This is a genomic window from Methanothermococcus thermolithotrophicus DSM 2095, assembly GCF_000376965.1.
GTDB classification, from domain to species: Archaea; AGJL01; Methanococci; order Methanococcales; family Methanococcaceae; genus Methanothermococcus; species Methanothermococcus thermolithotrophicus.
Genome location: NZ_AQXV01000053.1, coordinates 54683 through 67459 on the forward strand (window position 1 = coordinate 54683; position 12777 = coordinate 67459).

The 12777-nt window shown below is 31.6% G+C and carries 14 protein-coding genes; 11 read left to right on the top strand and 3 right to left on the bottom strand.

Translation table 11 applies throughout. The annotated features are described in order from the left end of the window. Positions 1-64 precede the first annotated feature (64 nt). Positions 65-250: a 4Fe-4S dicluster domain-containing protein gene (locus F555_RS0106720; RefSeq protein ID WP_018154455.1), complete on the top strand. Its 186-nt coding sequence runs from the start codon at positions 65-67 to the stop codon at positions 248-250. Positions 251-345: 95 nt separating this feature from the next. Here F555_RS0106720 and F555_RS0106725 read toward each other — a convergent pair whose 3' ends face one another. From F555_RS0106725 to F555_RS0106735, 3 genes are all read right to left on the bottom strand, one after another. Next, complete coding sequence (locus F555_RS0106725; protein ID WP_018154456.1) at positions 346-618, bottom strand: HypC/HybG/HupF family hydrogenase formation chaperone; 273 nt, start codon at positions 616-618, stop codon at positions 346-348. A 98-nt stretch (positions 619-716) separates the two neighbouring features. Continuing rightward, a complete protein-coding gene (locus F555_RS0106730; protein WP_018154457.1) occupies positions 717-1187 on the bottom strand; it encodes a YqaA family protein in 471 nt (156 codons plus the stop codon). 49 nt (positions 1188-1236) lie between these two features. Next, on the bottom strand, positions 1237-2415 hold the full coding sequence (locus F555_RS0106735) for an FAD-dependent oxidoreductase (protein ID WP_018154458.1): 1179 nt from the start codon (positions 2413-2415) through the stop codon (positions 1237-1239). Between the two features lie 124 nt (positions 2416-2539). On the opposite strand from F555_RS0106735, the gene aroC reads away from it, so the two are divergent. The 10 genes from aroC (at position 2540) to F555_RS0106780 (ending at position 12753) form a co-directional block, all read left to right on the top strand. Continuing rightward, on the top strand, positions 2540-3685 hold the full coding sequence (gene aroC, locus F555_RS0106740; RefSeq protein WP_018154459.1) for a chorismate synthase: 1146 nt from the start codon (positions 2540-2542) through the stop codon (positions 3683-3685). A 60-nt stretch (positions 3686-3745) separates the two neighbouring features. Next, on the top strand, positions 3746-5365 hold the full coding sequence (locus F555_RS0106745; protein ID WP_018154460.1) for a type I restriction-modification system subunit M: 1620 nt from the start codon (positions 3746-3748) through the stop codon (positions 5363-5365). Positions 5366-5407: 42 nt separating this feature from the next. Continuing rightward, positions 5408-6673, top strand: coding sequence for a restriction endonuclease subunit S (locus F555_RS09245; protein ID WP_018154461.1), 1266 nt, complete (start codon positions 5408-5410; stop codon positions 6671-6673). A gap of 93 nt (positions 6674-6766) precedes the next feature. Next, positions 6767-7072, top strand: coding sequence for a nucleotidyltransferase family protein (locus tag F555_RS0106755; RefSeq protein ID WP_018154462.1), 306 nt, complete (start codon positions 6767-6769; stop codon positions 7070-7072). After that, a complete protein-coding gene (locus F555_RS09550) occupies positions 7056-7211 on the top strand; it encodes a HepT-like ribonuclease domain-containing protein (RefSeq protein ID WP_018154463.1) in 156 nt (51 codons plus the stop codon). The genes F555_RS0106755 and F555_RS09550 overlap by 17 nt, the downstream gene beginning before the upstream one ends. A 196-nt stretch (positions 7212-7407) precedes the next feature. Continuing rightward, a complete protein-coding gene (locus F555_RS09450; RefSeq protein WP_245547913.1) occupies positions 7408-7500 on the top strand; it encodes a ribonuclease HepT family protein in 93 nt (30 codons plus the stop codon). A 29-nt stretch (positions 7501-7529) separates the two neighbouring features. After that, the gene (locus tag F555_RS0106765) at positions 7530-7838 is read left to right on the top strand and encodes a nucleotidyltransferase family protein (protein WP_018154464.1); all 309 of its coding nucleotides are present in this window, start codon (positions 7530-7532) and stop codon (positions 7836-7838) included. Positions 7839-7885: 47 nt separating this feature from the next. Further along, positions 7886-8206, top strand: coding sequence for a HepT-like ribonuclease domain-containing protein (locus F555_RS0106770; protein WP_018154465.1), 321 nt, complete (start codon positions 7886-7888; stop codon positions 8204-8206). Between the two features lie 53 nt (positions 8207-8259). Beyond that, on the top strand, positions 8260-11322 hold the full coding sequence (locus F555_RS0106775) for a type I restriction endonuclease subunit R (protein WP_018154466.1): 3063 nt from the start codon (positions 8260-8262) through the stop codon (positions 11320-11322). A 303-nt stretch (positions 11323-11625) separates the two neighbouring features. Beyond that, on the top strand, positions 11626-12753 hold the full coding sequence (locus tag F555_RS0106780; protein ID WP_018154467.1) for a GTPase: 1128 nt from the start codon (positions 11626-11628) through the stop codon (positions 12751-12753). The last annotated feature ends 24 nt before the right edge of the window (positions 12754-12777 follow it).

The window sequence follows — 12777 nt, forward strand, 5'->3', positions numbered from 1 at the left end:
ATAGAAAAATATTAATAGCACATATTAGATAGATACACAGGTAAACCTAAAAGAGGTGGATAGAATGAGTGTAACAATAGATTACGATAAATGTAAAGGTCCAGAATGTGCTGAATGTGTAAACGCATGTCCTATGGAAGTATTTGAAATCCAAGGGGATAAAGTAGTTGTAGCAAAAGAAGATGACTGTACATTTTGTATGGTATGTGTAGATGTATGTCCAACAGATGCGATAACCGTTAAAGAATAATGTGTTAAAAATAGGTTCTTTTGGACCATAATATTTTTGCTTTGTTAAAAAAAGATAGTATTATCTTTATTATTTTTTTAAAATTTTTAATAAATTTAATTACTTTTGGATTCTCTTTCTGATTCGTTATCCATCTCATCAAGGGCTTCAAATAGTTCTTCCCAAGTATCTAAACTTAGTTTTGCATCCTCTTCACTTAGGACCTCTAAAGCATACCCTGTGTGGATAAGTATATAGTCACCTATTTTTACATCCTCAAGTAATGCAAGTTTTGCTTTTTGTTTTACGCCTTTATATTCTGCAAGTGCGTATTTCTCTCCATTTTCTTCAAATATATCTATTACTTTACAAGGTATGGCTAAACACATAGTAATAATCACCGGAATATTAATAACTAATGTATAATGATGACCGTAATATAGCCATATATAATTAAACCATATTTAAAAATATCGTAAATACTAGGTTATGTAAGAGCTACAAAGGGTAGTACGAACAGCCCATGTTTTATTAGCCTACTTAAGAATACCGCCGTCACATACCTTTTAAACGGCATTTCGAATATTCCGCAAATCCAACATATAATTTCAAAGGGCAATGGTGTAAAACTGATTACTATAACCCCAATTATGCCGTATTTCTGCAAAAATTTTTCCCCTTTTTCCATATCTTCTGAATTAAATAATTTTAAAGCTAATTTTTCACCATATTTTGAAGCAAGATAGTATGTAACTATTGAACCAAAAGTGGTGCCAAATGTGGAAACTATTAAAACAGATTTCCAGTCCAGCCCTAATGCTACGCCTCCAACTATAAATATTTCAGTAGGAACTGGTTGAAATATAGGTTCTGAGAATCCGATTAAAAAAATTCCCAAGATACCATAATTTTCAACAATCCCAAGTCCTACTGTTTTGAATATTTCGAAATCTATCATTTTTTATCTCCAAGTTAGGATAAATCGTCAAGAGGTGGCAAATAAAAAGTTAAAGTAGTAATTTGTAGAATGGATCTGTAGATGGATGTATTTCTACAAAATCTTTATAAACATCTATTCCTTTTAAATACTGTGCAAAGTACGATACAGTTTCTGTTGCTGGAGTCATAGTCACACAGCCAACAACCTTTCCGTTTTCATAGTATATCCTATTAATACCTACGTGGTTTAGTACCCTATAGTATGTTCCCTTTCCAGCACTGTTCGGTATTGTTTTGTGATCGTTGGTCTGCTTTCCTACTGCTGATATGTTTAATGACATTCTTATAGAGTAGGGTATTAAATTATAGTTCATTTTTATTAATGGTTTATTATTCAACTCCCTATATATATTTTCCGCAACGACTTTTCCCTCTCTTCGAGCTATTGGGGTAAATCCCCCTTTGACAGCATCGCCACAGACGTATTTTTTAATATTGTTGCTATCGTTCTTTAATCTTAGATATTCATCAACATCGTTGTTATTGTATTTGGGAGCCCCTCCTATTGCAAGAATTTTTGTATATTCGTCATCATGTAATAACTCGTTTAAAACGTCCTTATCGTTTGTGATTTTGAAGTTTATTATTTTGTTAATATAATTTCTTACATCCGGGTCTTCTATCATTTTTAAGAATTTTGAGCGGACATAAACAGTTACATCGCTTCCAAAGGTTGAAAATATGGATGCAAGCTCTGCCGCGACAACGCCTCCCCCAATTATTAAAATCTTTTCAGGGAGCTCTTTTAAATTAGGTATATCATTATGGGTTAAACATTTTATACCTTCATATTCTGTTGGATAGTTTCGCCCTGTTGCATAAACTACATGACTGTAGTCGTTATTCTGCAAATCTGCGTCACTAAACTCTTTAAAATGAATTTTGATTCCTTTTTCAATCATCTCATTTGTTAGCACATTTCTTATTTTATTGTGGATCGATGAAATCTTTTCTTGTAGTTCTTTAAATGATATTATATCTTCTAAAACCGTTTTAGAGCCCTTTATTGAATTAATATTCTCAATAACATCGGCAACTTCCCTTAAAGCTAGTAGGTATGTGCAACCATAGTTTAAACAGGTGCCACCTATTTTATCCTTTTCATAAACTTCTACCTCAAAACCTCTTTTAACCAGTTCCATGGCGCAAAATCTACCGGCAGGTCCGCCCCCTACTACTGCAATCATACTAATCCCCCATTTTAACTATTTATAATATATACTTATGATAATACTATAATAAATTAAACTATATTAGGGTTTGTACACTTTTATGGTAAATAATCATTAATTTTATAGAAAAGGTGATAAATTGAACACTATAGGAAAAATGTTTAGGGTTACAGCATGGGGAGAAAGTCATGGAAGAGCTCTTGGTGCCGTGATTGATGGCTGTCCTGCAAACTTACCTTTAACTCAGGATGATATTCAAAGGGAATTAAATAGAAGGCGTCCAGGTTACAGTCTTTTTTCAACTCCTAGGAAGGAAGAAGATCTAGTTGAATTGCTTTCAGGAGTTTTTAACGAAAAAACAACTGGAACTCCAATTTCTGCAATGGTTTATAATAAAAATCAAAAATCAAAGGATTACAGCAAGATAAAAAATACCCCAAGACCAGGACATGCGGATTTAACCTACAATATTAAGTACGGTAATTACGATTATAGGGGAGGAGGGAGAAGTAGTGGAAGAACCACGATAGGTCATGTTATAGGCGGTGCAGTAGCAAAAAAACTTTTGGAATACACTCATAATATTAAAATAATCGGATACACAACAAAAATCGGAAAAATCGAAGGTGATTTTGACTATTACAAAAACCCAGAATTGTTTAATTTGGATAATACCAATAAACTAAAGGAGTTGGATAAATTAATTGAAAAGATTGAAAATGATCCGCTTAGATGCCCTTCTTCAAACTCCGATGAAATGAAGGATTATGTGCTCAAAGCCATGGATGATAAAGACAGCGTTGGTGGAGTTGTTGAAGTATTGGCACTCAATGTTCCAGCAGGTATTGGAAACCCGATATTTGGAAAACTAAACGGAGAACTTGCAGGAGCTCTGATGAATATCAATGCAGTTAAAGGTGTAGAGATTGGAAAAGGTTTTGAGAGCTCAGAACTTTACGGAAGTGAGATGAACGATAAATACTACTACGAAAATGAAGACATTAAGTTAAAAACCAACAACTGCGGTGGCATATTGGGGGGCATAAGTTGTGGAGCTCCTTTAGTATTAAGAGCTGCTATTAAACCTACTCCATCTATTTCAAAACTACAGGATACAGTCAATTTAAAAACTAAAGAAAATGAAAAAATAGAAATTGGGGGAAGACACGACCCGATAATAGTTCCAAGGGCTATTCCAGTTTTGGAATCTATGGTTGCAATAACCCTTGCTGATTTGATGATTAGAGGAGGATTTATTCATCCATGCAGGCTAAATATGAACTAAAAAATATTTAATACAAATATTTTGATGGCCTAGTAATATTATAAACTAAGGAGGAGAATAATGAAGCTAAAGAAGAAACAGGAAATATTAAAAAAACTTGAAAAAACACTATGGAGCAGTGCGGAGAAATTAAGGGGCAGTGTTGACCCTTCAAGATATAAGGATATAGTATTGGGCATCATATTCTTAAAATATGCATCTGATATGTTTGAAGAAAGAAGAAAAGAATTAATAAATTTGTCTAAAAATCCTGATAGTGAATATTACTGTGAAACAGAGGAGGAGCAAATAGAGCTTTTGGGGGATAAGGAAGAATATATTTCTGAAAATGTTTTTTATGTTCCTGAAAAATCAAGATGGGATTATTTAATAAAAAATGCGAAAAATCCAAACATTGCCAAGTTATTGGACGATGCTATGATTTTACTGGAAAAACACAACAGTAAATTAAAGGGAGTATTGCCTAAAGAATATGTAAGAGCAGAAATTCCACATGAGAAATTAGGGGCATTACTTGACTTATTTAATAATATTAATTATAAGGAATTCATAGAAAACAAGGATGAGAGTATAGGGGATGTATTCGGAACAATTTATGGGTATTTTATGAGGAACTTTTCCCAGAAATTGGGGCAAAAAGGAGGTGAGTTCTTTACTCCTGAATGTATTGTAAAACTGCTTGTTGAGTTAGTAGAACCTTTAAGAGGTAGAATATACGACCCTGCATGTGGTAGTGGTGGAATGTTTGTTCAGAGCTCTAAGTTTGTGAAGGAGTATATAAAAAATGGAAATGGTGTAGATTTAGCAATATATGGTCAGGAGTTGAATTCTTCAAATGTTAGAATATGTAAAATGAACCTTGCGATACATAGATTACCGCATGACCAGATAAAACAGGGAGACACGCTATCAAATGATAAACATAGGGATTTAAAGGCAGACTATATTATTACAAATCCACCGTTTAACTATAAGGATTATGACCCAAAGGTTTTGGAAGGGGATGTAAGGTTTCCCTATGGAATCGTTCCAAAAAAGGCAGAAAATGCAAAAAGTGGGAATGCAAACTTTTTATGGATACAGCATTTTATTTATCACTTATCGGATGATGGTATAGCTGCTTTTATTATGGCTAATGGTTCCCTATCTGCTGGTGGTAAAGAAGGGGAGATAAGAAAAAAGATAATAGAAGAGGGTATTGTAGATTGTATAATATCGCTACCTAATAAGATGTTTTATACTACGCAAATTCCAGCTTGTATATGGGTAATAGACAAAAACAAAGAGAATGGAAGGTTTAGAAGTAGGAAATGGGAAACTCTATTTATAGACGCAAGGGAGATTTACACCCCAGTATCTAGAAATCAGAATGAATTTTCAGAGGAACAGATTAAAAAAATAGCTGATGTTTATAGAAGTTATAGGGGAGAAGAGGGCTATCCAGAGTATAAGGATGAAAAAGGATTCTGTAAGGTTGCTACAATAGATGAAATAAGAGAACAGGACTATGTTTTAACTCCTGGGCGTTATGTTGGAATTGCAGATGTTGAAGAAGATTCGGAACCTTTTGAAGAGAAAATGGAAAGATTGACTAAGGAATTATCGGAACAATTTAAAAAATCTAAGGAGCTCGAAGAGAGAATAAAGAATAATTTAAGTGAATTGGGATTTCGAATATAAATTTTAATTTTTATCATTAATAAATTTATATAATGTGATACTATGGACGATTTAAATTTACCTGAAGGTTGGGAAGTTCGAAAATTGGGAGAAGTTGCAGAAAGTGTTAATTATGGATATACCGCATCAGCAGTCCAGAAAGGGAAAATTAAGTTTCTTAGAATTACTGATATTAATGGTGGAATTGTTAATTGGGAGGAAGTACCATTTTGTAAAATAGAGGAAAAAGATATAGAAAAATATAAGCTTCAAAATGGAGATATTGTTGTCGCAAGAACAGGAAATAGTACGGGAGAAAATTATTTTTTTGATGAAGATTGCGATGTTGTGTTTGCATCATATTTAATAAGGTTCAGAATAAACAGAAAATTAGCCCATCCTAAGCATGTTTGGTATCAAATGAGAAGTAATGCATGGTGGGAATATATAAAAAATGTGAAATCTGGTTCCGCACAAGCTGGAGCTAATGCTAAGGTTTTAAGTCAATTTCAAGTTATTTTACCACCACTCAAAGAACAGCAAAAAATAGCAGAAATACTATCAAGTTTAGATGAGAAAATCGAATTAAACATTAAAATGAATAAAACATTAGAAGAAATGGCAAAAACAATTTTTAAAAGATGGTTTATAGATTTTGAATTTCCAAACGAAGAAGGAAAACCATATAAAAGTTCTGGTGGAGAGTTTATAAATAGTGAGCTCGGAGAGATACCGAAGGGGTGGAGAGTTGAAAAACTAAAAAATATATGTTTAAAATTGGCATCAGGGGGCACCCCATCAAGGAAAAATGAGAACTTCTTTAATGGAGATATTCTTTGGGCAAAAACCAAAGAATTAAATGATAATTATATATTAGACACTGAAGAAAAAATTTCAGAAGAGGCATTATATAAATCATCTGCAAAATTATTTCCTAAAAATAGCGTAGTGATGGCCATTTATGCATCCCCCACTGTTGGTAAATTAGGGATATTATCAAAAGAAGCCACCTTTAATCAGGCGGCTTGTGGGATGGTGGTAAATGAAGAAATGGTATCATATGAATATTTATTTTTATATTTACTATCTCAAAGGGAATATCTAAATAATTTAGCTTCTGGGGCGGCACAGCAAAATTTGAATGTAAGTATTGTAAAGAATTTAGATATTTTAATTCCTAAAATAGATATAATTAAAAAATTTAAGAAAATTGCAAACCCCATATTTAACCAAATTTTAAATAATCAAAAAGAAATCCAAACCTTAACTAAAATAAGAGATACGTTATTACCTAAACTCATCACAGGGAAAATTAGAGTAAGAGTTTAATAAACATTTAACTACAAAATAATTATTAACTTTAATTTTGATGATAAAAATTTTATATCTAAAATTTTTATATCAGAGCTCCGGGGGATTAACATGAAAACCTTAAACGAAATAAAAAAGATACTTTTAGAACACAAAAAGGAACTAAAAGAAAAATACAAAGTTAAAACTATCGGAATATTTGGCAGTTATGCAAGAGGGGAGCAGAAGGAAACATCAGATATAGACATATTAGTTGAATTTGAAAAAGGATATATAAATTTTGATAACTACATGGGATTAAAATACTATTTAGAGGATTTATTCAATAAAAAAGTCGATTTAGTAATTAAAGATGATATTAAACCAGAGCTAAAAAAGTATATTCTAAATGAGGTTGAATATGCCGAGGGATTATAAATTATATTTAAATGATATTTTAGATGCAATAGAAAGAATAGAAAATTACACTTATAATATTAATACCTATGATGAATTTTTAGAGCAGCAAATAGTTCAAGATGCAGTAATTAAGAACCTAATGATAATTGATGATTGAACAAATCCTAACGGATTTGTAGCTCTCCGCTTCGCTCCGATGCGGTTAAAAAAATTCCCGACGAAATAAAATCAAAATATCCTAACAGCGATTGGAAAAAAATTAAACAAAATCACTTTGTGATTTTGTATCTCTTCGCTACTTCGTAGCTCCGATAGCAGGATTTAGAGATGTTTTAATTCATAGTTATTTTAAAATAAATCTTTTAATTATTTGGGATGTTATTGAGAATAAACTACCACCTCTAAAAGATGATGTTATACAAATATTAAAAGAGCTCGACAAATGATATATAAATCGGAGCTCCGAGGGGATAATATGAAAACTTTAAACGAGATTAAAAAGATAATTTTAGAACATAAAAAAGAACTAAGAGAAAGATATAAGGTTAAAACCATCGGAATATTTGGCAGTTATGCAAGGGGGGAACAGAAAGAAACATCAGATATAGACATATTAGTTGAATTTTATGAACCTATCGGCTTAGATATAGTTGATTTAAAGGAATATTTAGAAAAAATACTTAATATTGAGGTTGATTTAATAATTAAAAAATCAATACAAAATCCTTATTTAAAAAAATCCGTTGAGGAGGATTTAATATATGTCTATCGGAGCGAAGCGTAGAGTAGTAAAATCGTAGATTTTACCTGAAAAGGGATGCTAAAAAATTTTTGTGGGACATCTTAAATTCTGCAAGTAAAATAGAAAGATGGACAAACAACATTGAATTTGAAGATTTTATTAAAAATGAGCTTTTAGTGGATGCCATTACAAGAAATTTAGAAATAATAGGCGAGGCATCAAAATATGTGCCCGTTGAGATTAGAGAGGAATATTCTGAAATCCCGTGGAAAAAAATAATCGGATTTAGAAATATTTTAATTCATAAATACTTTGGAGTAGATTATGAAACTACATGGTTTATTATTAAAGAGGAGCTCCCAAAACTAAAACAAACTGTTGAAAAAATTTTAAAAGAGCTCGACAAATGATATATAAGTCGGAGCTCCGAGGGGACAATATATACTATATACTAGGTGATGGAATGGGAAGTATCAGCGAAGACACGATAGTGGAACAGCCAGCTATAAATTGGTTAAGTGAGGGGGAGGGGTATCAATATATACATGGTAGGGAGCTCACTCCAGAAAAAGGAGAAAGGGAAACCTTCGCAGATGTGATTTTAAAAGAAAGATTCATAAAGGCTATAAGAACATTAAACCCAAATATTCCAGATGCCGCACTAGAAGAAGCATATAATCGAATAATATCCTTATCAAACATAAGTATAGAAGAGGCAAACTATAATTTTCATAGATTACTTATAAACGGAATATCTATAGAATATAGAGACAAAGAAGGCAATATAAAAGCCGATATAGTAAAATTAATAGATTTTAACAATATAAATAATAACTCTTTTTTAATATCAAATCAATTTGTAGTAAAGGAAGAAAATAAGGATGGAGTAAGATTTGATTTAGCCCTATTTATTAACGGACTACCAATAGCATTATTTGAATTTAAAAATCCAGCCAACTCATCCATAAAAAGTGCATATAAACAAATTCAAAATTATAAGGAGCTCGCACCCCAAATATTCTACTACAACGAAATATTGGTAATAAGCAACCTATTGGAAACTAAAATAGGAAGCATCACTGCAGATTACGAAAGATTTTCAAAATGGAGAGGAATTAACGATAAATACGACTACGAGGAAAAAACAACCCCTTCATTAGAGGTTTTAATTAAAGGATTGTTCAATAAAAAAAGGCTTTTAGAATATATTCAGGATTTTATTGTCTATGAGATTGACAAAAAACAAATTATTAAAAAAATAGCCATGTATCACCAGTTTTACGATGTTAGAAAGGCAGTAAATAGAACACTAAAAGCCATAAACTCAAAAGATAAGAGAATCGGGACATTTTGGCACACACAGGGAAGCGGTAAATCTTTATCCATGTTATTTTACACGAGAAAAATTATAAAACTTCCAGAACTAAACAATCCAACAGTATTAATTTTAACCGATAGAAACGATTTAGACGATCAAATCTATAAAACCTTTATAAAAACTGAGTTAGGAGCATACGGAAAAAAGGCAGAATCAATAGAAGACCTTAGAAATAAGTTAAACATCAAATCAGGGGACATAATATTTACAACCATTCAAAAATTCCAACTAACAAAGGATGAATTAGAGAATAAAAATAATACATTCCCTAAAATCTCAGATCGAAATAATATCATAGTAATTGCAGATGAGGCACATAGAAGCCAGTATAAAAAACTTGCCCAGAACATAAGGGGAGCTCTACCAAATGCAATGTTTATTGGATTCACAGGAACGCCAATAGAACTTGAAGATAAATCTACAACAAATACTTTTGGAGATTATGCAGGAATATATACAATAAAGGATGCGACAGAGGATGGAGCTATTGTTCCTATTTACTATGAGGCAAGATTTTCAGAGCTCCATCTTTCAAATGAATATTTAGATTTAGATTTTGAAGACATCACAAAAGAATTGGAAAATTCAAAGAAAGAAAATGTAAAAAGGAGATTTTCAGCAATTGAAACCCTTATTACAACACCATCAAGAATGGAAAAAATAGCAAAAGATATTATTACCCACTTTAACGGCAAAGAATTGGACACAAAAGCCATGGTTGTATGTATAAGCAGAAATGCCGCCGTAGAAATGTATAACTATATGAAAAAAATAAAAGATTGCCCGGAAATAGCCGTAGTAATGTCTGGAAATAAAAGCCACGACCCTAAGAAATTTTGGGAGCACATAAGAACAAAGCATGAATTGGAGGAGCTCGCAGAAAGATTCAAAAATCCCGATGACCCTTTAAAAATTGTAATAGTTGTAGATATGTGGCTCACAGGTTTTGATGTGCCTGTTGTGGATAGAATGTATATTGATAAACCAATGAAAAATCACAATCTATTACAGGCAGTTGCAAGAGTAAATAGGGTTTATCCTAATAAAGTGGGGGGCTGGATAATAGATTATATTGGAATTACCGACGACCTTAAAAAATCACTTGATAGATACAGCGGAAAGGTTGTAAAAGAAACCATGCTCCCACTTAATGAAGCGTTAAAGCTAATGAAAGATAAGTATGATATAGTAAGGTTGTATTTAAATAAAATAGATTATTCCAATTGGAAATCTTTATCAAATACGGAGCTCGCAAAACTTATACAGATAGCATATCATAAAATCACAGAGGAGGATAAAAAAGAAAAAGGAACTTTAAGAAATTATTTAAAATTAGTATCGGAATTAACAAAGGTTTATGCACTTGTGAGCCCACACCCTGAGGCAATGAAAATTAGGGATGATTTAGAATTTTTCCAATTGGTAGCAAGAAATCTTAGAAATTATATCTACACCAAAAATAACGAAATATCCGACTCCTTAGAAGATGCACTTATTGAGCTCGTAAATAGAAGTATTAAAGCAAAAGATATTGTTAATATTTTTGGACTAAAAGATGATAACCCCATATCTATATTTGATCCAGAATTCTTAAAATACCTTGATAATATTGAGGTTAAAGATGTTCGAATTAAGGTTTTAGAGAAACTACTAAATGACCAAGTAAGAGTATTACTTAAACGAAACCGAATTAAAAGAAAATCTTTTCAAGAAAAAATAGAGGAAGCTATAAGAAAGTATAACAATAGATTGATTACTGTTGAACAGGTGATAGAACAGCTTATGAATATCGCCGAGGAATTGAGGTATTCATCAGATAATGCTAAAAAACTTGGTTTAACCGATGAAGAGGAAGTATTTTATGATGCTTTAATATATTTATATGGCAATTCAAATTTAAACGACGACGAAATGAAAATAATTATAGAAATTGTAAGGGAAATTACCGAAAAAATAAAGAAAAATCTATCCACAGATTGGTTTAAATATGAGAGCTCAAAGGCAAAAGTTAGGGCATCCATAAAACGCATATTGAGAAAATATAGAGTAAAACATAAAATATTAAAACAGAAAAACATGGATGAATTAACAGACATAATTTTTAAACAGGCCGTGGAACTATATGGGGATTATCCACTAATGGCATAAACAAAATATTGGTTTTTCTATTTTTAACTTTTTATAGTTGCTCAGCGATAGTCATAATTATCCATATTAAATTAGGGAGAAACACACCTTTAGATTTTGAGCAATTATTAGTTGATTATACCATTTAACAATTTTAGATTTTAGTGATGAATGAAAATCGAAGGTTTTTTAAGTCATCATCACTACGTTTAGGTGATTGAACAAACACTTCGTGTTTGTAGCCCTTTGCTCACTTCGTGAGCTACGGTTGAACAAATTCCTTCAGATTTTCATAGCTTACATTCATTACGTTTAGGTGATTTTATGAGATATAAAAAAGTTCCAGCAAAGAAAATAGCAAACAGGATAATAAGAGAATGCCATATTATTTTGATGGTCTTAGATGCAAGAGATCCAGAAACTACAAGAAACTTAGAATTGGAGAATAAAATAATAGATTCAAATAAAAAACTAATCTATGTTTTAAATAAATCCGATTTAGTGCCAAAAGATATTTTAGAAAAATGGAAAAATCTTATTAAAACACAGAATCCAAATTCTTCAGTGGTTTTTATAAGTGCAAAACATAAAATAGGGACAAAAATACTAAGGGATGAGATAAAGAACTATCTCCAGATAAACAACATCAAGGAAGGAAAGGTAGGAATTGTCGGATATCCAAACGTTGGAAAATCTTCAATAATAAACGCTTTAACTGGAAAAAAGAGTGCACCAAGTGGATTAACTGCAGGACTCACAAAAGGAGAGCAGTGGATAAAATTAACAAAAAATATAAAACTACTCGATACTCCTGGAGTAATTGAACCTAAAGATGAGGATGAGCTCGTTATATCCGGAGCTCTGAGGTATGAAAAAGTTGAAAATCCTGTCCCACCTGCATTAAAGATATTGAAAAGACTGCATACCTTCAATAAAGACATACTTAAAAACTACTATGGTATTGACATAAATGAAATAGATGAAATAGACGAAGACTTAGTCGAGAAAATAGGCAAAAAATTAAACTTTTTAGGGAAAAACGGGGAAATCGATTTAAAAAGAACCGCTAAAAGCATAATTAAGGATTTTCAAAGTGGAAAACTCAACTACTACCAGGTTAAAATAAAAAAGTATGGCCAAAAGAGAAAGAAAAATATAGATTTCATTGTAAAGTATCTTAAAGATTTTCCATTTATTGATGATGCAAACATGATAGCTTCACATCTAAGTGAAAGTGATGAATTGGCAAACATGACCACAAAACCAGTAATAGGTTCAAAAAAGATAGATGATTCTATCGTAGTTATATCCTTTGGTGAAAAAACAATAGATGCTGGAAGAAAAAAAGTTGAAGAATATTCAAAAGAAAATAATATAGAGTTGTACTCAATGGCTAAGGGAAGAGTTGGTAAAAATAGAATGTTCATAGGCGTTGGGGAAGAAAAGAATTAATAAATGGGGAAAATATAATAAGGG